General features: G+C 74.8%; 21 protein-coding genes. 7 read left to right on the top strand and 14 right to left on the bottom strand.

The window, feature by feature from the left end; genetic code table 11:
* Positions 1 to 58 precede the first annotated feature (58 nt).
* Entirely contained in the window at positions 59 to 676 is a 618-nt protein-coding gene (locus tag ACFU9E_RS14335; protein WP_380686156.1) for a TOPRIM nucleotidyl transferase/hydrolase domain-containing protein, read from the top strand.
* A 7-nt stretch (positions 677 to 683) separates the two neighbouring features.
* Here the strand turns inward: ACFU9E_RS14335 and ACFU9E_RS14330 are convergent, their stop codons facing one another.
* The 6 genes from ACFU9E_RS14330 to ACFU9E_RS14305 form a co-directional block, all read right to left on the bottom strand.
* Positions 684 to 1,202 carry a hypothetical protein gene (locus ACFU9E_RS14330; protein WP_380686158.1) on the bottom strand — a complete coding sequence of 173 codons (519 nt, stop codon included), beginning with the start codon at positions 1,200 to 1,202 and terminating at the stop codon, positions 684 to 686.
* A 299-nt stretch (positions 1,203 to 1,501) separates the two neighbouring features.
* Positions 1,502 to 2,050 (bottom strand): Uma2 family endonuclease, encoded by a 549-nt coding sequence (locus ACFU9E_RS14325; RefSeq protein WP_380686161.1) that lies wholly within the window; start codon positions 2,048 to 2,050, stop codon positions 1,502 to 1,504.
* Between the two features lie 84 nt (positions 2,051 to 2,134).
* Entirely contained in the window at positions 2,135 to 2,956 is an 822-nt protein-coding gene (locus ACFU9E_RS14320; protein WP_380686164.1) for a hypothetical protein, read from the bottom strand.
* Between the two features lie 180 nt (positions 2,957 to 3,136).
* On the bottom strand, positions 3,137 to 4,174 hold the full coding sequence (locus ACFU9E_RS14315) for a TolB family protein (RefSeq protein WP_380686166.1): 1,038 nt from the start codon (positions 4,172 to 4,174) through the stop codon (positions 3,137 to 3,139).
* Positions 4,171 to 5,598, bottom strand: a complete 1,428-nt coding sequence (locus ACFU9E_RS14310; RefSeq protein ID WP_380715019.1) for an MFS transporter — start codon at positions 5,596 to 5,598, stop codon at positions 4,171 to 4,173. Before ACFU9E_RS14310 ends, ACFU9E_RS14315 begins: the two co-directional genes overlap by 4 nt.
* A gap of 5 nt (positions 5,599 to 5,603) precedes the next feature.
* A complete protein-coding gene (locus ACFU9E_RS14305) occupies positions 5,604 to 6,515 on the bottom strand; it encodes an alkaline phosphatase family protein (RefSeq protein WP_380681617.1) in 912 nt (303 codons plus the stop codon).
* Positions 6,516 to 6,969: 454 nt separating this feature from the next.
* Between ACFU9E_RS14305 and ACFU9E_RS14300 the strand changes: the two genes are divergently transcribed.
* Positions 6,970 to 7,497, top strand: coding sequence for a cobalamin biosynthesis protein (locus ACFU9E_RS14300; RefSeq protein WP_380681619.1), 528 nt, complete (start codon positions 6,970 to 6,972; stop codon positions 7,495 to 7,497).
* Positions 7,494 to 8,582 carry an Rv2231c family pyridoxal phosphate-dependent protein CobC gene (gene cobC / locus ACFU9E_RS14295; RefSeq protein WP_380681621.1) on the top strand — a complete coding sequence of 363 codons (1,089 nt, stop codon included), beginning with the start codon at positions 7,494 to 7,496 and terminating at the stop codon, positions 8,580 to 8,582. Before ACFU9E_RS14300 ends, cobC begins: the two co-directional genes overlap by 4 nt.
* Positions 8,583 to 8,608: 26 nt before the next feature.
* Here the strand turns inward: cobC and ACFU9E_RS14290 are convergent, their stop codons facing one another.
* Both ACFU9E_RS14290 and ACFU9E_RS14285 read right to left on the bottom strand, forming a co-directional pair.
* Entirely contained in the window at positions 8,609 to 9,433 is an 825-nt protein-coding gene (locus ACFU9E_RS14290) for an MOSC domain-containing protein (RefSeq protein ID WP_380681623.1), read from the bottom strand.
* Complete coding sequence (locus ACFU9E_RS14285; protein WP_380681625.1) at positions 9,430 to 9,978, bottom strand: hypothetical protein; 549 nt, start codon at positions 9,976 to 9,978, stop codon at positions 9,430 to 9,432. The genes ACFU9E_RS14290 and ACFU9E_RS14285 overlap by 4 nt, the downstream gene beginning before the upstream one ends.
* A gap of 164 nt (positions 9,979 to 10,142) precedes the next feature.
* On the opposite strand from ACFU9E_RS14285, the gene ACFU9E_RS14280 reads away from it, so the two are divergent.
* Both ACFU9E_RS14280 and ACFU9E_RS14275 read left to right on the top strand, forming a co-directional pair.
* Positions 10,143 to 10,775 (top strand): hypothetical protein, encoded by a 633-nt coding sequence (locus ACFU9E_RS14280; protein WP_380681627.1) that lies wholly within the window; start codon positions 10,143 to 10,145, stop codon positions 10,773 to 10,775.
* 44 nt (positions 10,776 to 10,819) lie between these two features.
* Positions 10,820 to 11,257, top strand: coding sequence for a GNAT family N-acetyltransferase (locus tag ACFU9E_RS14275; RefSeq protein WP_380681629.1), 438 nt, complete (start codon positions 10,820 to 10,822; stop codon positions 11,255 to 11,257).
* A gap of 19 nt (positions 11,258 to 11,276) precedes the next feature.
* On the opposite strand, the gene ACFU9E_RS14270 is transcribed toward ACFU9E_RS14275, so the two are convergent.
* From ACFU9E_RS14270 to ACFU9E_RS14250, 5 genes are all read right to left on the bottom strand, one after another.
* Positions 11,277 to 12,380, bottom strand: coding sequence for an LLM class flavin-dependent oxidoreductase (locus ACFU9E_RS14270; RefSeq protein ID WP_380681631.1), 1,104 nt, complete (start codon positions 12,378 to 12,380; stop codon positions 11,277 to 11,279).
* A gap of 373 nt (positions 12,381 to 12,753) precedes the next feature.
* Complete coding sequence (gene glnII / locus ACFU9E_RS14265) at positions 12,754 to 13,776, bottom strand: glutamine synthetase GlnII (protein ID WP_380681633.1); 1,023 nt, start codon at positions 13,774 to 13,776, stop codon at positions 12,754 to 12,756.
* A 193-nt stretch (positions 13,777 to 13,969) separates the two neighbouring features.
* Positions 13,970 to 15,073: an LAETG motif-containing sortase-dependent surface protein gene (locus ACFU9E_RS14260; RefSeq protein ID WP_380681635.1), complete on the bottom strand. Its 1,104-nt coding sequence runs from the start codon at positions 15,071 to 15,073 to the stop codon at positions 13,970 to 13,972.
* A gap of 147 nt (positions 15,074 to 15,220) precedes the next feature.
* Positions 15,221 to 15,898 (bottom strand): uracil-DNA glycosylase, encoded by a 678-nt coding sequence (locus ACFU9E_RS14255; protein ID WP_380681637.1) that lies wholly within the window; start codon positions 15,896 to 15,898, stop codon positions 15,221 to 15,223.
* Between the two features lie 74 nt (positions 15,899 to 15,972).
* Positions 15,973 to 17,076: an amidohydrolase family protein gene (locus ACFU9E_RS14250; protein WP_380681639.1), complete on the bottom strand. Its 1,104-nt coding sequence runs from the start codon at positions 17,074 to 17,076 to the stop codon at positions 15,973 to 15,975.
* 105 nt (positions 17,077 to 17,181) lie between these two features.
* On the opposite strand from ACFU9E_RS14250, the gene ACFU9E_RS14245 reads away from it, so the two are divergent.
* Positions 17,182 to 18,276, top strand: a complete 1,095-nt coding sequence (locus ACFU9E_RS14245; protein WP_380681641.1) for a pyridoxal-phosphate-dependent aminotransferase family protein — start codon at positions 17,182 to 17,184, stop codon at positions 18,274 to 18,276.
* 81 nt (positions 18,277 to 18,357) lie between these two features.
* Here ACFU9E_RS14245 and ACFU9E_RS14240 read toward each other — a convergent pair whose 3' ends face one another.
* On the bottom strand, positions 18,358 to 18,990 hold the full coding sequence (locus tag ACFU9E_RS14240) for a hypothetical protein (RefSeq protein ID WP_380681643.1): 633 nt from the start codon (positions 18,988 to 18,990) through the stop codon (positions 18,358 to 18,360).
* Between the two features lie 205 nt (positions 18,991 to 19,195).
* On the opposite strand from ACFU9E_RS14240, the gene ACFU9E_RS14235 reads away from it, so the two are divergent.
* On the top strand, positions 19,196 to 20,782 hold the full coding sequence (locus ACFU9E_RS14235; protein ID WP_380681645.1) for a phosphonate degradation HD-domain oxygenase: 1,587 nt from the start codon (positions 19,196 to 19,198) through the stop codon (positions 20,780 to 20,782).
* The last annotated feature ends 19 nt before the right edge of the window (positions 20,783 to 20,801 follow it).

Below are 20,801 nucleotides of genomic sequence, written 5' to 3'. Positions count from 1 at the left end.
CGGCGCTCCCGCGGAAAATGGCGGGACCGGTGGCCTCGGCGGGGGCAGAATCGGCTCCATGGCGGACATCGAAGCGTTCCGGGACGCGGTCACCGACTGGGCGGCCGGCGGCCCCGGCGGGCCGGCGGGTGAGCTGGCGGAGCGCCTGGGCGTGCGGACGGCGGTGCTGGTGGAGGGGCCGAGCGACCTCGCGGCCGTCGAGACGCTGGCCGCCCGGCGGGGCCGGGACCTGGCCGCCGAAGGGGTGTGCGTCGTCTCCATGCGCGGGGCGATGAACGTCGCCCGCTTTGCCGCCCTGCTCGGGCCGCCGGGGCTGGGACTGCGGCTGGCCGGGCTCTGCGACGCGAACGAACAGGGCTTCTACGAGCGCGGGTTGCAGCGGGCCGGAGCGCCGGACGAGGGCTTCTTCGTGTGCGTGGCGGACCTGGAGGAGGAGCTGATCCGCGCGCTGGGCGTGGCGCGGGTGGCGGAGATCGTCGAGGCCGAGGGCGACCTCCCGGCCTGGCAGACCTTCGTCCGCCAGCCCGCGCACCAGGGCGGGCGGCCGGAGGGGCAGTTGCGGCGGTTCCTGGGGACGAAGTCGGGCCGCAAGATCCGCTACGGGCACCTGCTGGTCGGGGCGCTGGACGGCGGGCGGGAGCCGGCCCCGCTGCGCGGGCTGCTCGCGCACCTGTGACACGGCGTCAGAGGTCGACGGCGTCCAGGTGGTAGGTGGTGTCGACCAGGAAGCCGCCGGCGTCGGCCTTGACGGTGAGCACGTACTGTCCGGGCGCCAGCGGGTCGAGGGCGCACCACAGGCCCCAGGCGACCCGCGGGATGCCGGTGGCCAGGAAGCGCCTGGAGGCGAACTCGTGCACCTTCAGCGGGACTCCGTTGAGCGCCGCCTCGGCCTGCGAGGCCTCGACGCGCCACGGTGCGGAGGAGAGGCCGAGGGCGATCCGCTGGGTGTTGAAGACCGGGAAGAAGACCGGCTTCCCGGCGGCGATCGGACAGCGGCGCACGACCCGGCCGCCGTAGGTGCCGGCCAGGAACCAGACGTCCGAGGGCTGCCGCCAGCCGGCGAACTCACCGGTGGTGTCGGCGACCGGGCTGCGCTCCATCGGGGCGGACAGCGCCCACTTCCACCAGCGCGCCGCGAGCTCCGCGCCCCGGCGGGGGTCCACGGTGTCGGCACCGGTCTCGGGGGAGACGGCCTCGCCCACGTCAGCTCCTTCGGGTCCACGCGCGCACCGCACATCGGCCCGCGTGGCGACCCTATCCGGTGGCGCCCGGGCCCTCCTGTGCGGGAGGGCCCGGGGCGGGCGGGCTCGTTCGGCCTCGGACGTCCGGGCAGCGGACGGTGATCTCGCACCGGTCGACCGCGCCCTCCCGGCTGATGACCACGGAGCCGTCGCCGTCCTCGCCCCCGGCCGCGTCCTTCCCGGCGAGCGGCCGGCCGCCGTGTCAAGCGTCGTTCCAGGAGTGCAGCACGCCAACCGACGATCCCCACCCCGGGGTTGGCTCAGCGGCTGTAGTTCTTGAGGACCTCGGTGTCCAGCGTGACGTCCAGGCCGGGCAGTTCCACCTGCTCCCCGTAGTCGTAGCTCCGGATCTCACGGTAGCGGCCCTTGACCGGCTCGCTGTGGACGGTGACGGTGTCACTGTCCCGGTCGATCAGCAGGTAGACGGGAATGCCGCTCTCGGCGTAGGCACGGGGCTTCTTCACGCGGTCACGCTCATCGGCCCTCCGGTCGAACGACGTGACCTCCGCGGTCAGCAGCACGCCGCGCGCATCCGCCCACTCGCCCTGGCCCGCGAAGTACTCGGCCGGCGCGAGGGTGCCGTCCGGACGCGCGTCGCCGTTCTCGTACGAGGGGATGCGCAGGCCCTGTTCGGCGAAGAGCCACAGGTCGGGGCGGTGCTGCATGCAGATCCGCTGAAGCCACGCGATGATCTGACCGTGGTCGCCGTCGGGCACGGGCTTGACTCCGATTTCACCGTCGATGAACTCGAGCGCGATGTCCTGGAGCGCTGCGGCCTCGGCGATGGACTCGAACGCCTCAAGGCTCATTTGCGGCCGGTCATGGGTGATCACGGCGTCTCCCTCTCTGCAGGCTCCTTCGAGGTACAGCAGTCACCGTACGCCAGCGGGCGGTCAGCCGGTGGCGCGGACGTAGATGTCGGCGGCCCCGGGGAGGCCGGCGGGGTCGGGGGCGATGTAGATGCGGCGGGCGCGGGCGGGCGTCGGGGTGACGACGGGGGTGGGGGTGGGGTCGGCGGTGGGGGTCGGGGTGGGCGAGGGGGTGTCCTCCGGGGCCGGGAGGGGTTGCTCGGTGGCGGTGGCGGGGTCGGTTTCGGCTGCGGACCCGGCCTCGGACTCGGATTCGGTGGCCGGGGCGATGTGGCCGGTGGGTTCCGGGGTGGTGGGCTCGGGCTCCGCGGCGGGGGTTTCGCCCGGGAGGGCGGACGGGTCGGCGGATGGGTCGGCGGACGCGGACGCCGTCGGCACCGGCGAGGACGGCGAGGACGGGGTGGCGAACGGGTCGGGGACCCCGACCTCGCGCGCTTCGGCCGGCTCGTCGCCGCCGAGCGCCTCGGCGAGGTCGACGGGCAGCGGAGTGATCGCACCGGGGGCGGCCAGGTCGTAGGTGCGCAGGAAGTCGCCGACGCCGACCTCGTGCCCGCCGGCCAGCCGGTAGTGCAGGTAGGCGACGGGCAGGCCGTCCGCGGTGTGCGTGTAGACGGCGCCGACCGGTACGTAGTAGCGGCCGGCGCCCGGGTGCTGGGAGGGGTGGAGGCCGGCCAGCAGTTCGGCGCGGTCGCGGTCGGTCTCGATGGCGCCGCGGCCGACGGTGAGGGCGTTGACGCCCCGGACGGCCAGGGCGGCCAGCACCGATACGAAGATCACCAGGCCGATCGCGACCGTACGGCGCAGCACCGGTCTGCCGTGCAGCGCCGGCCACGAGTCGCTGGGCACGCGTTCCGGCGACAGCCCGCGGTCGGGCCCTCGTTGCCTCACTCTTCCTGCTCCCCCGGTCCGTCGTCGTGGCGGCCAGGCACGGCGCGACCACTCGTAGTGCTCGACGTGGACCCTACGCTCCGAGTTCCGCACCGGACCACCCGGCCCGACCGGCCCCGCCGGCCTGTCCCGTACCCGTCAGCCGAGGTACGCCGGGGCGACCGCCGCGTCGAGCAGCCGCCGCGCGGAGCCGGTGCCGTCGGCGGGGACGGTCCACAGGTCGGCGCCGAAGTCACCCGGCATGGCGTACAGCAGGGTGTGGTCGTCGGACCAGACGGCCTGGTCGTCGATGCTGCGCTGTTCGGCGGTGGGGGTCTCGGTCATGGTGGCGAGGTCCAGGACGTAGAGCCGCCAGGGAGCGTCCTCGGAGGCGCCGGGCACGCGCTTCTTGTAGGCGACCCGGGTGCCGTCCGGGGAGAGCGAGGGGCATTCGACGTTCTGGTGGAGGGTGGTGAGGGTGCGGGCGCCCAGGGCGCCGCGGACCAGGTAGGTCTGGCCGCCGGTGGCGACGGTGGCGTAGAAGGCGTCGTCGTCGACGAAGGTGACGCCCCAGATGTTGACGTCGGGCGCGCGGTACGGCTTGCCGTCCTTGATCACGTCGAAGTCCTCCAGGTTCTCCCGGAGGTTCCAGTCCCGGACGTCGACGATCGAGGTGCGGGTGGAGAAGTCGGTGCCGGCGTAGGAGTCGCCGCTCACGAAGACGGTCCAGGCGGCGAGGTGGCCGGAGGGCGAGACCCGGGAGCGGGTGGGGATGCCGGCGAGCGGGAAGGAGCGCCGTTCGCGCAGCCGGTCGTCGAGCACGACGGCGCGGTAGGTGTCCTGGAGGGCGCCGCGTTCGGCCCGCAGGCAGATGCCGGTGCCGGCGGCGGCGTAGAAGCGCAGGCACTGGACGCCGGAGGAGGTGCGCGGGCCGTCGGGGTGGTCGGCGGGGACGGTGGCGATCTCGTCGCGGTGCGGGCCCCAGGCCATGTTGCGGAAGACCAGCTGCCGGGTGGCCGGGTCCTTGAGGGTCACCTCGCCGGGGGTGACGACGGGGCCGCCGGCCTGGACGCGGTCGCGGTCGGCGGAGCGGTCGGCGGCCCACAGCACGGCGCCGGTGCCGACCGCGCCGAGCAGGACGACGGCGACCAGCAGGATCAGCACCCGGGTGCGGTTGCGGAGGGGGGCGGTGGTCACTTGGGCACCTCGGGGTCGACGGGGCCTTCAACAGCGGGGTCTTCAACGGCGGGGTCTTCAACGGCGTGCGCTTCGACGACGGCGGGCTCGCGCAGCACGAAGGCCGCCCCGGTGACGCAGCCGGCCAGCGCAAGCGCCGACCAGGTCAGCGCGGTGGTGCCGCCGACGACGCTCCACAGCGCGCCGAACGCCAGCGAGCAGGCGAACCGGGCGAGCGCCTGCCCGGTGCCGACCAGGGCGAGCCCGGCGCCGCGCTGCCCGGCGGGGACGGTGTCGGCCGCGGCGGCGGCGAGCACGCCGTCGGTGGCGGCGTAGAACGCGCCGTGCAGCAGCAGCACGCAGACCACCACCGGCAGCCCGTCGAGCGGGGAGAGCAGCAGCCCGTAGGCGGTCAGCAGGACGCCGTGGCCGGCCAGGAAGAGCCGGCGGCGCCCGATCCGGTCGGCGAGCGCGCCGAGCGGGACAGCGAGCAGCAGGAAGGCGCCGGCGGTGCCGAGCGGGAGCAGCGGGAAGTACTCGGTGGCGAGGCCGAGCCGGCGCTGCACGAGCAGGTACAGGAAGGAGTCGCTGACGGTGGTGAGGCCGAGCAGCACGGCGCAGACGGTGAGCCGGCGCAGGCCGGGGATGCGCAGCAGGGCGAGCCCGTCGCGCAGCCGGGGGTGGAGGGTCGACGGCTCGTCGGCCCGCAGCCGGTTCGGTACGAAGAGCAGCAGGACGAGCACGCCGAGCACCGCGACGCAGGCGCTGACCGCGAACACCGCGTGGTAGCCCTGCTGCTGGCCGCCGTCGGCGAGCAGCGGACCGCCGGCCATCCGCAGCACCAGGAAGGCGGTGAGCGGTCCGAGCAGCGCGCCGGCCGTGTCCATCGCCCGGTGGACGCCGAACGCCCGTCCGCGGTGGGCGGGTTCGGTGGCGAGCGAGATCATCGCGTCGCGCGGGGCGGTGCGCAGGCCCTTGCCGGTGCGGTCGACGGCGAGCACGGCGCCGATCAGCGGCACGGTGTGGACGAGCAGCAGCAGCGGCTTGCAGAGCGCCGACAGGCCGTAGCCGACGGCGGCGACGGCCTTGTGCCGGGGCGCGCCGTCGCGCCCGCGCCGGTCGGCGAGGTGGCCGCCGGCCAGCCGGACGACGGCGCTGAAGCCGTTCTGGATGCCGTCGAGCAGGCCGAAGCCGAGCGGGGACAGGCCGAGGCCGGTGAGCAGGTAGAGCGGCAGGACGGCGCTGACCATCTCGGAGGAGATGTCGGTGACCAGGCTGACCACGCCCAGGACCAGGACGGTGCCGGGGACCGCCGCCCGGGCGGCCCGGCCGGCGGTGGCGCCGGGGGCCGCACGGGTGGCGCCCTCGGCGGCCTCCCGCCGCCCTGGCCGGGTGTCGGCCGGGGCGGCGGGGGCCTTGGAGCTGCGGGAGTCCGCGACGTACACGGGCGTCAGTTCCAGATGCCGGTGATGGTGGCGGCGGAGGCGGCGTTGCCCGCGTGGGTGGTCAGGCCCGCGAGGTCCTCCAGCGTGCGCAGCACGTTGTAGTGGTTGTAGGTGGTGGCGGTGGTGGAGCCCGGGGTGACGTGGGCGCCGTAGAAGACGGTGGGGATGCGGTTGCCGGACAGCTTGTTGTCCTCGTCGAAGGTCATGACGAGGATGCTGTTGTTGTTCTTGGCCCAGGCGGCGTAGGCGCCGAGCTTGTTCTGGATCCAGGTGTCGCCGGTCGCGACCGAGCAGTCGTGCATGTCGTTGCACAGGTCCGGGACGACGAAGGAGACCTTCGGCAGGCTGGCGAAGTTCGTCGGGAACTGCGTCATGGTGTACGCGGTGTTGGTCGGCACGTTGCCGAAGCCGAACCACGGGTTGTGCTTCTGCGCGTACTTGCCGCTGGAACAGGTGGTCGAACCCTGGCTCGGCAGGCCCTCGTTGTAGCTGCCCCAGCTCTTGCCGGCGGCGATCAGCTCGGAGGCGAGGTTGGGCTGGTTGATCGAACCGACCGGCACGCAGCTGTCGTCGGTGCGGCCCTGGTTGGAGCCGGAGAACAGCTGGTAGTAGTTGGGCTCGCTGGGGTGGGTGAGCCCGAACGACTGGGTGAGGGTGGCGCCGCCGGCCGCCAGGGTGTTGTTGATGTACGGCGCGCCGGAGCTGCCGATCACCTGGGTGTAGGCGTGGTTCTCCATGACGACGACGACCACGTGGTCCGGGGTCGGCAGCGCGGCGGCCTGCGCGGTGGTGCCGGTGGCGGCCCACAGGCCGAGCGAGCCGGCGACCAGGGCCAGGCCGGCGGCGGAGGCGGTGAGGGTGCGGCGGCGGGGGCGGCGCGGGGCGGCGCCCTCGGCGACGGGGGTCGTGGCGCTCATGTCAACAGTCTCCTGGTTCTCGGGCATGCTGTCCTCCGTACGTCGGGGGCGGCCGGGTGGGGAGGTGGCCCGGCCGCGCGGGAACTGCCGGGGTGGGAGAGGCCGCCGATCGGGGAACCGGCGGTTTCGGAGCGCCGCAAACAGTAGGAGCGGCGCGGTGGCGCGGGCCTCGGCGGCCACATGAAGAAACGGCGAACAGCGGTGGGTGGCCGAGGACCGCCGCCGGACGCGGGTCACAGGCGTCGCGATTGACCCGTCCGTCACGGGCGTGGTGGGATTCCGCCTGTCCGCGACTGCCGGTACTGGCCTGACCTGGGCATTCCGGGCGGCCGGGGGCGACGGGTTTCGGCCGCCCCGGGCGGGCGGGCACCGGGGCCGGTCGGCGGGCGGCCCTCGGGCAGGTGTCGGGCGGGTGACGTGGTGGAACGGGACGTGAGCAGGGCGTGAGCGTGGCGTGAGAGGGCCGGACGGGAACGGTTCGGACGGCATCGGTTCCGGCGCGTTGGGCGGTCCGGGTGACGGCTCGGACGTGGCGGCGCCCGGCCGCGGGCGGCTCGTCGTCGGGGTGGGCGTGCGCGGCTCGGCGACCGGGGCGGAGCTGCTGGACCTGATCCGGCGCACGCTCGCCGCGGCCGGGCTGCCGGCCGGCGCCGTCGGCGCGCTCGCCACCCTCGACGGCAAGGGCGGCCACCCCGCCGTCCGCTCGGCCGCGGCGGCGCTCGGCGTGCCGGTGGCCGAGTACCCGGCCGCGGCGCTGGCCGCCGTCCCCGTGCCCAACCCGTCCGGCGCCGTCGGCGACGCGGTCGGGACGGTCAGCGTGGCCGAGGCGGCGGCGCTGACGGGGGCCGGCGGCGGGCGGGCCGAGCTCGTCGCCCCCAAACGGAGGTCGGCCGCCGCGACGGTGGCCGTCGCCCGCGCCCCGCGGCCCCCGGCGGCCCACCGCCGTCCGCAGCCCCGGCAGAATCCAGGAGAGCAGCCGTGAACCCTCACTCCCCCGCCGAAGGGGCGCGCACCGAAGACGCCCCGAGCGAGCCCGACCTGCGCCACCACGGTGACGCCGAGGTGCGCGCCGACGGCGCCGGACTGGTCGACCTCGCCGTCAACGTCCGCACCGGCACGCCCCCGGCCTGGCTGCGCGCCCGCCTCGCCGCCACCCTCGCCGACCTCGCCGCGTACCCCGACGGCGCCGCCGCCCGGGCCGCGGTCGCCGAGCGGCACGGCCGGCCGGCGGCGGAGGTGCTGCTCACCTCGGGCGCCGCCGAGGCCTTCGTCCTACTGGCACGCGTGCTGACGCCTCGTCATATCGCGGTGTTGCACCCGCAGTTCACCGAGCCGGAGGCCGCGCTGCGGGACGCCGGACACCAGGTGCGGCGGGTGCTGCTCTCCGCCGCGGGGGGCTTCCGGCTGACCGCGGGAGCGGTGCCGGAGGAGGCCGACCTGGTCGTGCTCGGCAACCCCACCAACCCCACCTCGGTGCTCCACCCGGCCACCGCCGTCGCCGCCCTGGCCCGGCCGGGGCGCACCCTGGTGATCGACGAGGCGTTCATGGACACCGTGCCCGGGGAGCGCGAATCCCTCGCCGGCGCGAGGGACCTGCCGGGCCGGGTGGTCGTCCTGCGCAGCCTCACCAAGACCTGGGGGCTGGCCGGTCTGCGGATCGGCTACGTGCTCGGCCCGGCGCCGCTGATCGCCGAGCTGGCCGCGGCCCAGCCGCTCTGGCCGGTCTCCACCCCGGCGCTGGTGGCCGCCGAGGCCTGCTCGGCCCCGGCCGCACTCGCCGAGGCGGAGGCCGCCGCCCGGGAACTCGGCCTGTGGCGCGCGTACCTGCTGAAGGGCCTGGCGGCCTTCCCGGCCGTCCGGGTGCACGGCGAGCCGGCGGCGTCCTTCCTGCTGGTCGAACTGCCCGGCGCCGACGCCGTCCGCGCCCGGCTGCGCGCCCTGGGCTTCGCCGTCCGCCGGGGCGACACCTTCCCCGGCCTCGGCCCGGACTGGCTGCGCATCGCCGTCCGGGACGAGCCCACCACCGACCGCTTCCTGACCGCCCTGGCGCAGGCTCTCGACGGCTGACGCCCGGCCGCCGGTGGCCCCCGCGCTCAGCGCACCAGCACCACCGGGTCGCCGACCGCCACCCGCCCCGGAGCCAGCACCCGGGCGTACACGCCGACGCAGGGCAGCGCGGGCATGCCCGGCAGCGGGACGAGCCGGTTGCGCTCCGCGAGCGTGCGCAGCGCCGCCGCCGAGCGCGGCACCCCCGGGCCGTGCGCGAGGGTGGGGACGGCGCAGCGCGGCGTCGCCGTGACGACCCGCAGCCGCACCCGCGCCCCGATCGCCAGCTCGCCCTCCACCCAGCCGTTCTCGACAAAGCCGGCGACCGCGTCGGGGGTCCGGACCACCACGTTCGGGCGGTACCGCTCGGCTGCGGCGCCGCCCGCCCCGGCACCGCCCGCCGCGGCGAGGGCGGCCGTGGTGAGCAGGTGGAGCGGCGCGAAGTCGAGGAAGGTGCCGGGCGGCGCGCCGCGCCCCAGCTCACTGACGGTGAACCCGACCTCGGCGCGCGGACCGTGTTCCAGGACCTCCTCCGGGACGGACCGCTCGACGCTCGCACCCGGCGGCGGCTCGTCCACCAGCCGGACCTTGCGCCCCAGCCGCTCCGACAGCCCGCGCTCGTCGACGACGGCGCCGTCCGGGCCGGTGACCACCACCTCACCGCCGGTCCCGGTCCGGGCGGTGAACCCGAGCACGCCCGCCCACAGCCGCGGGTGCTTGGCGCTCACCACCCGCCCGGTGTCGACGTCCAGCAGCGCGTACGCGCGGTCGCCGCGAATGCCGCGCTCCGTCACGGACGCCTCGCGGAGCTCCTCGCCGAGCATCGACTTCACCGGGTGCCGCCGCAGCCGCTCCACCGTACCGACCCTCACGCCCCGGCCCCCAGCTCCGCCCGCGCCCAGCCCCGCAGGGTGGCGAAGTCCTCGGCCCGCAGCCCGATCCTGGGGTCGATCCGGAAGGTGGCCGCCGGTCCCGGGTGGTGAGCCGCTATCCACTCGGTGTCCTGCGGCCCCAGCTCGTCGTCCACCCAGACGAACGGCCGCCCGGCCGCCCACTCGACCAGCACCCGGGTCTTCCAGTGCAGGCCGTCGGGCTCCTCCTGGTCGATCCGCGGCCAGGGGACGTAGGGGAGTTCGGGCAGGCCGACCAGTGGGGCGATCAAGGTGTTGGCCTCGTGCTGCCAGGCGGTCGCCCAGACCAACTCGAAGGGCAGGCCCAGCAGTTCCGGCCCGTGACCGGGGTTGAGCCAGAGCCGCAGCGGCTCGACCTCCTCGGCCGGCCGACCGGGGAACCGGTTCAGCCGGAAGTCGGGGCGGAGGTGGTGGGTGCGGTAGCCGGCGGGCTGTTCCTGCGGCACGGCGGCGTACGGGTTCAGCGGGCCGTCGACGTCGAGGAGGAGCAACGGGAGTTCGGTCATGGGGTCGATCGTCCCTCGTGACAGGGGTGTTGACCATCCCTTGTCGGCGCATCGGGCTGGGACAGGATCGGGATGTTTCCCGCACCCGGCCGTGAACGATCCCGTCGTACGGTCGTGCCGCGCCGGTGAACGACACCGGTGGTCAGGACTCCGGGGGATCCCTCATGCGCTCGCGCCGACTCGCTCTCACCGCCCTCGCCGTCGCGGCGCTCGCCGTCACCGCCACCGCGTGCGGGCCGGAGAACAGCGACGCCGCCGCGCCCGCGTCGAGCCCGGCCGCGACCACCGCGCCCTCCGCTCCCTCCGCGCCCGCGACCACCGCCGCGAAGCCGTCCGGGACCGCGAAGCCCTCCGGAGCCGCCAAGCCCTCCGCCTCCGCGTCCGCCCCCGGCCAGGCCGCCGGCACCTGCGGCGCCAAGGACCTGCTGCTCACCGCCAAGGCCGAGTCCCAGGCCGGCGGCTACGTCCTGATCGCCGCCAAGGCCAGGCCCGGGGTGACCTGCACGCTCCCGCCCCGGCCCCCGGTCATCGCCTTCGGCTCGGGCGGCATCGAGGCGTCCAAGGCCGAGCAGGGCGTCAGCCGGCCGATCAGGCTCAGCGGCTCGGACACCGCCTACGCGGGCGTCATGACGAAGACCACCAAGGACAACCAGGCGGTCCAGTTCACCGACATCATCGTGGGCATCGGCAGCCCGGACCCCGACCCGGTCAGCCTGCCGATCGGCCCGACCAACGTCGACAGGCCGATCGTCACCAACTGGCACGACCTGCCGGAGAACGCCGTGCCCGTCCACTGAGAAATCCGCTGGTCGCGCGGCCGGATCCCTGCTTGGATCCGGCCATGACCAGTGACACCGGACTGCCGGACGGCTACGAGATCTCCACCGACCCCGCGCGCCTCGACGCCGGTCTGATCCACCGGTGGCTGTCCGAGGACGCCTACTGGGCGATCGGCCGCAGCCGCGAGAAGCAGGACCGGGCGATCGCCGACTCGCTCAACTTCGGCCTCTACGAGCAGGCCTCGGGCGCCCAGGTCGGCTACGCGCGGGTGGTCACCGACCGCGCCACCTTCGCCTGGCTGTGCGACGTCTACGTCGCCCCGGCCGCCCGCGGCCGCGGCCTCGGCACCGCCCTGGCCGCCGCCGTCCGCGACGGGCTCGCCGAGCACGGCCTGCGCCGCGTCCTGCTCGCCACCGCGGACGCCCACGGGGTCTACGCGAAGGTCGGCTTCGAGGCCATGGCCAAGCCCGAGAAGTGGATGGTGCTGGGCGAGCAGTAGGCGCCGGCCGGCCCGGGCCCTACTGCCCCGGCCGGCTCCACAGGCCCCGGGCGGCCAGCACCGGCAGCACGCCCTCGCCGAACCAGTACGCCTCCTCAAGGTGCGGCATCCCGCTGAGCACGAACTCGTCGATGCCCAGCTCGTGGTACTCGGTGACGAGGTCGGCCACCTCCCGGTGGCTGCCCACCAGCGCCGTCCCGGCCCCGCCGCGCAGCAGCCCGATGCCCGCCCACAGCCCGGGGTAGATCTCCAGCCGCTCCGCCGAGCCCCCGTGCAGCGCGATCATCCGGCGCTGCCCCACCGACTCGCTGCGGGCCAGCGCCCGCTGGGTCTCCCGGACGCGCTGCGGGTCCATCGCCGCCAGCAGCCGCTCGGTCTCCGCCCACGCCTGCGCCGAGGTGTCCCGGGTGATCACGTGCAGCCGGATCCCGAACCGCACCGTCCGCCCCTGCCGCTCGGCGAGTTCACGGATCCAGGCGATCTTCTCCCGCACCTGCGCGGGCGGCTCGCCCCAGGTGAGGTACACGTCCGCGTACCGGGCGGCGACCTCGCCCGCCGCCGGCGACGACCCGCCGAAGTACACCGGCGGCACCGGATCCGGCAGCCGGTTCAACTCGGCCCGCTCGACCCGCAGATGGACACCGTCGTGGTCGACGCTCTCCCCCGTCCAGAGCCGCCGCACGACCGACAGGAACTCCCCGGTGCGGGCGTAGCGCGCGTCCTTGTCCAGGAAGTCCCCGTACGCGCGCTGCTCCGCCGACTCCCCGCCGGTCACCACGTTCAGCAACAGCCGCCCGCCGGAGTGCCGTTGGTACGTCGCCGCCATCTGCGCCGCCAGCGTCGGCGCGATCTGCCCGGGCCGGAACGCCACCAGGTACTTGAGCCGCTCGGTCACCTGGGTGAGCATCGCCGTCGTCAGCCAGGCGTCCTCGCACCACGCCCCGGTCGGCGTCAGCGCCCCCTCGAACCCCAACTGCTCGGCGCTGCGGGCGATCTGCCCCAGATACCCGAGGGACGGCGGCCGGTCACCGCCGGCGGCACCGGGCGTCGACCCGTGCCCGCCGCCGACGACGTGCCGGCTGTCACCGTTGGTGGGCAGGAACCAGTGGAACGTCAGGGTCATGAACACACACTCCGCTGCCGGAAGAGCCGTCTGAAAGGACCAACACCGGGACGCTCACCGGCGACAGGCAGCCGCCCACACTCTCCCCAGGTCCACGTGCAACCGACGCACGAGCCCCCCGGACACCCCAGCAGCAGAAACGTTCACACCCGCCATTCTCCGCCCGGCCCCACCCCTCGATCAAGAGAGCCGACAGACCCCACCCCTGTCAGCGAACGCGGGCAACGGATCGTCACACCGACCGGCCGGGGGGAACGGGTGTCCGAGCACCGCGCACCCACCGACCAGGACGGGCCGTGACGGCCGCAGGGCCTCCCCGGTGAGGTGGGGAGGCCCTGCGGACGTGCGGGGTGGTGCTGCCGGCGGACCGGGATCAGACCAGGCCGGCCTTCTCCAGGGCGGCGCAGCAGGTGTTGATCAGCAGGCGGGTGACGACGTAGGGGTCGACGTTGGCGTTCGGGCGGCGGTCCTCGATGTAGCCCTTCTGCTCCACCTCGACCTGCCACGGGATGCGGACCGACGCGCCGCGGTTGGAGACGCCGTAGGAGTAGACGTTCCACGGGGCGGTCTCGTGCTTGCCGGTCAGGCGGGACTCGATGTCGGCGCCGTACTGGGTGACGTGCTCCAGGACCTTCTCCTGGGAGGTGCCGAGCGACTCGCAGGCGGTGATGATCGCGTCGTAGTTCTCGCGCATCGCCTTGGTGGAGAAGTTGGTGTGCGCGCCGGCGCCGTTCCAGTCGCCGCGGACCGGCTTCGGGTCGAGGGTGGCGTCGATGCCGAACTCCTCGGCGGTGCGGTAGAGCAGGTAGCGGGCGATCCACATGTCGTCGGAGACGGTCAGGGCGTCGACCGGGCCGATCTGGAACTCCCACTGGCCGGGCATGACCTCGGCGTTGATGCCGCAGATGGCCAGGCCGGCGTCCATGCAGCGGTCGAGGTGCAACTCGACGATCTCGCGGCCGAAGACCTCCTCGGCGCCGACGCCGCAGTAGTAGCCGCCCTGCGGGGCCGGGTAGCCGCCCTCGGGGAAGCCGAGCGGGCGGGAACCCTTGAAGAAGGTGTACTCCTGCTCGATGCCGAAGATCGACTCCTGCGCCTCGTACTGCTCGGCGACGGTGCGCAGCAGGGCGCGGGTGTTGGACTCGTGCGGGGTGCCGTCGGTCTCGTGGACCTCGCAGAGGACGAGGATGTGGTCGCCGCCGCGGATCGGGTCCGGGGTGACGCGCACCGGCGTCAGCACCCGGTCCGAGGCGTGACCCTCGGCCTGGCTGGTGGAGGAACCGTCGAAGCCCCAGGTGGGGATCTTGTCCGCGTTCGGCAGGACACGAGTCTTGGAGCGGAGCTTGGCGGTCGGCTTGGTGCCGTCGATCCAGATGTACTCGGCCTTGATTGCCACGGCGGTGTACCTCGCAAACTGAGTGGTGGGTGCCCGCGTAGCGTTGCAAGCCGCCGTTTCCCGGTTGTTCCTCTTGTGTAACGCGCATGTGAACCAACCGTCCGCATTGGCACGGTCACGGTGCGGGAGTGCCGCGGGTGGCACTCCCGCATCCATGGGGTCCGGGGACGGGCTCCGGGGCGGGCCCCCGGGGTCAGTGCCGGCGGGCGTGGGCCGGGGCGGCCGCCCGGCGGCGGCGGGTGGCCCAGAGGGCGCAGCCGCCTCCGGCCACCAGGGCGGCGGCCCCGGCGGCCAGCCGGCCGGTGGCGTCGTTGCCGCCGGTGGAGGCGAGGCTGTCGGGCGCGGCGGGGTTGGCGGAGCCGGAGGCGGAAGCGGCGGGGGCCGCGGTCCGACGGGCGGTGGCGGAGGACGAGGCGGAGACAGGGGCAGGGGCGGCGGTGGCGGTGGCGGTGGCGGACGGGGTGGTGTCCGCGACCGGCTGCGCGGCCGGAGTCTGCGTGACGGCGGTCGCGGGGGTGGCCGACGCGGTGGCGGTGGCCGTCGGGGCGGCCGGGACGGGCTTCTCGCAGCTCACCGAGGCGACCTTGACGGTGCCGGTGACCTTGGCGACGTTGAGGTTGAGCGGGTCCACCGCCACCTGGACCTCCAGGGCGGAGGCGGCGGCCGTCGTCGAGGTGGTGGTCCTCTTGGAGAACTCCACCGACACGCTTCCGACCAGCGGCACGTCCACCTTGGTCGGCCCGTACAGACTGACCGTGACCGGCTTGCCGAGGACGGTGAGCCCGACGGGTGCGACCACGTCGGCGGTGGGCTGCCCGTCGACGGGACAGGTGGCGGTGGCGCTGAGCGCCTTCAGGCCGAGCAGGGTGGTCCCGGGCAGGCCGGGGGCGTGCACGTCGGCGTCGGCGAGCGTGACGGAGGCGGTGGCGCCCTTGGCGTCGACCTTGGTCACCGACTTGCCGACCTCGGCCTTGACCAGGGTGACCGGGCCGGTCTGGTCGACGCCGTCGACCGTGGCGGTGAGGACGGTGCCCTCGCGCTGCGCCGGGGACTCGACCTTGTTGAGCGAGACGTCCACCGGGACGTTCACGGCGTTGCTCAACAGCCGGACGTCCAGGTCGAGTTCGGCGGTCACGGCGCGCGCCCTGCCCGGCGCGGAGGCCGGAACGGAGGTCGACGCGGAGGCCGACGCGGACGGCGAGGGCTCGACGGCCCCGGCCGGCGGCACGGTGAGAACGGTGAGAGCGGTGCAGGCCAGCACGGCGGCGGCTGCGGAAACGATTCGTCGAGAAGACATGGTGGTACCCCCCACGGCTGAATGGATGAGCCGCCAGTCTTCTCAAACGATCCGTCACATGAGCCACACAGAGCGTCATTTCACCCGTTGGGGTGAAGTTGACGCTCCGCGCTGACCCGCGTCTGCTACGGCGGAGCGCCCGGCCGCCTACGGCAGGCGCCAGTCCACCGGCTGCGCCCCCTGCCGCACCAGCAGCTCGTTGGCCCGGCTGAACGGGCGCGAGCCGAAGAAGCCCCCGCTCGCCGAGTACGGGCTCGGGTGCGCCGACTCGATCGCCGGGATCTCGCCCAGCAGCGGCCGCAGATTGCGCGCGTCACGGCCCCAGAGGATCGCCACCAGCGGACCGCCGCGCGCCGCCAGGGCACGGATCGCCTGCTCGGTGACCTCCTCCCAGCCCTTGCCGCGGTGCGCGGCCGGCTTGCGCGGGGCGGTGGTCAGGGCGCGGTTCAGCAGCAGCACGCCCTGCTGCGTCCACGGCGTGAGGTCACCGTTGGACGGCTGCGGCAGGCCGAGGTCGCTGCCGTACTCCTGGAAGATGTTGATCAGACTGGCCGGGATCGGCCGGACCTCGGCCCCCACCGAGAAGCTCAGGCCGACGGCGTGGCCGGGGGTCGGGTAGGGATCCTGGCCGACGATCAGCACCCGCACCTCGGCGAACGGCTGCTGGAAGGCGCGCAGCACGTTCGGGCCGGAGGGCAGATAGGTGCGGCCGGCGGCCAGTTCTGCGCGGAGGAAGTCGCCCATCGCGGCGACCCGCCCGGCCACCGGCTCCAGCGCGGTGGCCCACCCGGGCTCGACGATCTCGTTCAGTGGACGCGGTGCCATGGGCGTAACCCTATCGGCCTACACCGACCGCCCGTTCACCGAGATGATCACACCGCGGCGCCTCGAACCGCGGCTCACGCCACCGGGCGCCCGCGCAGCACCACCAGCTTCGGATCGGCCAGCACCCGGACGTCGGCGCGCGGGTCGTGCGCGTACACCACGAAGTCGGCCGGCGCGCCCTCCTCCAGGCCGGGGCGCCCCAGCCAGGCGCGCGCGCCCCAGGTGGCCGCCGACAGCGCCTCGGCGGGGGTGAGCCCGGCCTTCACCAGCTCGGCGACCTCCTCCGCGACCAGTCCGTGGGCCAGCGAGCCGCCCGCGTCCGTCCCGACGTAGACGGGGATGCCCGCGTCGTGCGCGGCGCCGACCGTGTCGTAGCGGCGCTCGTGCAGCCGGCGCAGGTGGGCGGCCCAGGCCGGGAACTTGCCCTCGCCGCCGGCCGCCAGTTGCGGGAAGGTGGCGATGTTGACCAGGGTCGGCACGATCGCGACCCCGCGCTCGGCGAAGGCCGGGATCAACTCCTCGGTCAGGCCGGTGGCGTGCTCGACGCAGTCGATGCCGGCGGCCAGCAGGTCCGGCAGCGACTCGGCGGCGAAGCAGTGCGCGGTGACCCGCGCGCCCTCCTCGTGCGCCGCCGCGATCGCCTCGGCGAGCGCGTCGCCCGGCCAGCAGGCGGCGAGGTCGCCGCGGTCGCGGTCGATCCAGTCGCCGACCAGCTTGACCCAGCCGTCGCCCCGCCGGGCCTCGGCGCGCACGTAGGCGGCGAGGTCGCCGGGCTCGATCTCGTGCGCGTAGTTGCGGATGTAGCGGCGGGTGCGGGCGATGTGCCGGCCGGCCCGGACGATCCGGGGCAGGTCCTCGCGGTCGTCGATCCAGCGGGTGTCGGCGGCGGACCCGGCGTCGCGGATCAGCAGGGTGCCGGCGTCGCGGTCGGTGAGCGCCTGCTTCTCGCTGGTCGCGGCGTCGACGGCGCCGTGCGCGTCCAGGCCGACGTGGCAGTGCGCGTCCACCAGGCCGGGCAGCACCCAGCCCCGGACCGTCCGGACGTCCGGGCCGGCGGCGCCCACGGCGGCCGGACGGGAGAAGGTCACCCGGCCGTCCACCACCCAGAGTTCGTCCCGGACGTCCTCCGGACCGACCAGCACCCGACCCCGGACGTGCAGCACCGCGCCATCGCTCATGGCCGCACTCTACCGACGGCGCCGTTCCCTGTAAGCAGCGAAGATGGGGCAGACTCGTTCCCGGCCACCCGCCGCTCCCTCCCTCGCACCCCCTCGAAAGGCCCAGTGACCGTGAGCCCCTTCCTCGACCTGCCCCCGCTCACCGCCGCCGACTTCGCGGCGATCGAGGACCAGGTCGCCGCGCTGCTGCACACCACCGCCGACGTGATCGTCACCCAGGGCGAGGCGCTGCTGCCGCTGGAGGCCGCCATCCGCGGCGCCGCGCACCCGGGCTCGACCGCGCTCAACATCGTCACCGGCCCGTACGGCCAGACCTTCGGCAACTGGCTGCGCGACTGCGGCGCGAAGGTCGTCGACCTCGCCGTGCCGTTCGACAGCGCGGTGACCGCCGAGCGCGTCGCCGCGGCCCTGGCGGCCGAGCCGGCCATCGACTTCGTCTCGCTGGTGCACGCCGAGGCCGCCACCGGCAACACCAACCCGGTCGCCGAGATCGGCGCCGTGGTGCGCGAGCACGGCGCGCTGCTGATGGTGGACGCGGTCGCCTCGGTGGCCGCCGAGCCGCTGCTGACCGACGCCTGGGGCGTCGACCTGTGCGTGATCGGCGGGCAGAAGGCGATGGGCGGACCGGCCGGCGTCTCGGCCGTCTCGGTCTCCGAGCGGGCCTGGCAGCGGATCGCCGCCAACCCGGCCGCCCCGCGCCGTTCCTACCTCTCGCTGCTGGACTGGAAGGAGCGCTGGACGGACGCCGGTCGCACCGTCCTGCCGCACGCGCCCGCGCAGCTGGAGATGCTCGCGCTCGGCGCCTGCCTGGACCGGATCGCGGCGGACGGCCTGCCCGCCGTCATCGCCCGCCACCGGGCGGCCGCGGCCGCCACCCGCGCGGGCGTCCGGGCACTCGGCACGCTCAGCCCGTTCGTCCCGGAGGACGCGCACGCCGCGCCGGTCGCCACCACCCTGCGCACCCCGGCCGGCCTGGACGCCACCGCCCTCGCCGCCGAGCTGCGCCGGCTCGACGCCTCGCTGCCGGTCCAGGCCGGCGGCGGCGTGCTGGCCGCCGAGATGCTGCGGGTCAACCACTACGGCACCGCCGCCGCCCTCGGCACCGTTCGCGCCACCCTCACCGCCCTCGCCACCGCGACCGGCGCCGACGCCGCCCCCGCCCTCACCGCGGCCGAGCAGGCCTGGCACGCGACCGTCTGAGGCCGCTCAACGGCCGCCCGACCCGCCCCGTCCGCCGCAGCGGGCGGGGCGGTCCGCCGTCCGGCCCGGCGCGGACCCGCCCTACGCCGGCACCTCGGCGAGGCGGCGGAACTCCCGGGCGCGCCCGGCCAGCACGTCGGGATCGACGGTCGCGCCGTCGAGGACCTCCGCGAAGCCGGCCCACATGCTGCCGTCCGCCCAGGTGCAGACCGACAGTTCGCCGTCCTCGAACCCGGCCAGGCCGCACTTCATCACGCCGCCGCGCTCGCCCGGGTCGACGTCGTGCAGGTCGGTGTAGGTGTAGCCGCTCGCGCGCTGCGCGGCGATCGCGTCGTCGAGCTGCGAGGCGGGCAGGAAGATGTGCGTCTCCGCGACGGTCACGAAGACCAGCCGCTCGTCGTCCGGGCTGCGGTAGCTGGTGGTCGAGACGCCGGAGCCGCCGCCGATCCGCCAGGACTGCTTGTCGCGGGTGCCGTCGGAGGCCTTCGGCAGACCCTGGAACTGCTCCGGCGGCCGGTAGTCGTAGGCGCCGAGGGCGGCGAAGTTGTCGGCGAAGGCCACCCCGAAGGCGGTGCAGCCGAGGACCGCGGCGGCGGCGAGGCCGATCCGGAGCCGGCGGCGGGAGGGGCGCACCGGGTGCGCCTCGGCGGACGGTTCGACGGGCGCCTCGGCGACCGGGGGCGCGTCGGCCGGCGGTTGATCATGTTCGAGCATCGGCACATCCGAGCAGGTCAGGTCCCGCTCGACAAGGGGTGCCGGGCGTTCGGCCCGGCACTGTTCCCGAATCGTTCACTCCCCCGGCACCCACGGCTCACCGTCCCCCGGCAGGCTCCAGCGCGACGGAGAAGTTGGCTATACAACTTCGATCACCTTCGATCAACTTCGACCCCCACGCCCCCGGGCCGCCGAGGAGAAGACCATGACCACCACCGAGCCGTCGCCGTACTGGCTGCGCGACAACTGCCCCTGCGCCGAGTGCCGCGACCCGCGCAGCGGGCAGAAGCTGTTCCAGATCACCGACCTGCCGGACGGCCTCACGATCGCCGCCCGGGCCGAGCTGGACGGGCACCTGGAGGTGCTCTGGTCCGACGGGCACCGCTCGCGCCACCCCCTCGCCTGGCTGGCCCGGGAGGCCGACGGCGACGGGCGGACGGAGGCCGACAAGCGGCTCTGGGAGGCCGCGGACTTCGCCGCCGGCATCCCCGAGGCCCAGTGGTCGGCCTACCTGGCCGACCCGGCCGAGCAGGCGGCCGTGCTGGCCGCCGTCCGCCGCTCCGGCTTCGCCGTGCTGCGCGGGGTGCCGGTGCGCGAGCGGCAGGTGCTGGCGGTCGCGGAGAGCTTCGGCCACGTGCGGGTCACCAACTACGGCGAACTGTTCGACGTCCGGGTCGAGCCGGACCCGAACAACCTGGCGTTCACCAGCGCCGCGATCACCCCGCACACCGACAACCCGTACCGCGACCCGGTGCCGACCCTGCAACTGCTGCACTGCCTGGAGAACTCGGCGACCGGCGGCGACTCCGGCCTGGTGGACGGCTTCCGGGCCGCCGCGCTGCTGCGCGCGGAGGCGCCGGAGCACTTCGCGGTGCTGACCCGCACCCTCGTGCCGTTCGTCTTCCGCGACCGCGCCGCCGAACTGCGCGCCGACCGGCCGCTGATCGACGTGGACCCGCTGGGCCGGATCCGCGAGGTGCGGTTCAACAACCGCTCGATCGCCACCCTGCGCGGCTCGGCGGCGGAGCTGGACGCGTTCTACGCCGCGTACCGCGCCTTCGCCGCGATCACCCTGCGCCCGGAGCTGCAGCTGGAGTTCCGGCTCGACCCGGGCGACTGCCTGGTCTTCGACAACACCCGGCTGATGCACGCCCGCACCGCTTTCGCGCAGGACGGCCGCCGCCACCTCCAGGGCTGCTACGCGGACCTGGACTCGCTGGCCTCCACCCTGGCCGTGCTGCACCGCCGTTCGGCCGCGCTGGACGAGCTGGCCGCGCTGTTCGCGGGCGAGGGCGCCGGGGAGTACCTGGGCGAGGCGGTCACCATGGCCGAGCACATGCTGCAGGCCGGCGCGCTGGCCGAGGCCGCCGGGGCGGCCCCGCAGCTGGTCGCCGCGGCCCTGCTGCACGACATCGGCCACTTCCACGGGGTCCTGCACGGACGGGACCTGATGCAGGGCCAGGACAACCGGCACAGCGACACCGGAGCCGACTGGCTGGCCCGCTGGTTCGGCCCGGAGGTCACCGAGCCGGTCCGGCTGCACGTGGCGGCCAAGCGCTACCTGTGCGCCGTCGAGCCGGACTACCGGGCGAAGCTGTCCGAGGCCTCCGAGTACACCCTCCAGGTGCAGGGCGGCCCGATGTCCGAGCAGGAGGCCGCCGACTTCGCCGCCCACCCGGGCGCCGAGGACGCGGTGGCGGTGCGCCGCTGGGACGAGCTGGCCAAGGAGGCGGGGGCGGTCACGCCGGACTTCGCCCACTTCCGGCTGCTGCTGGCCTCGTTGATGCGCTGACGATCCGCCGCCGAAAGGG

The sequence above is a fragment of the Kitasatospora sp. NPDC057595 genome (assembly GCF_042800875.1).
GTDB lineage: Bacteria > Actinomycetota > Actinomycetes > Streptomycetales > Streptomycetaceae > Kitasatospora.
This window is presented reverse-complemented; position numbering and strand designations above follow the sequence as displayed.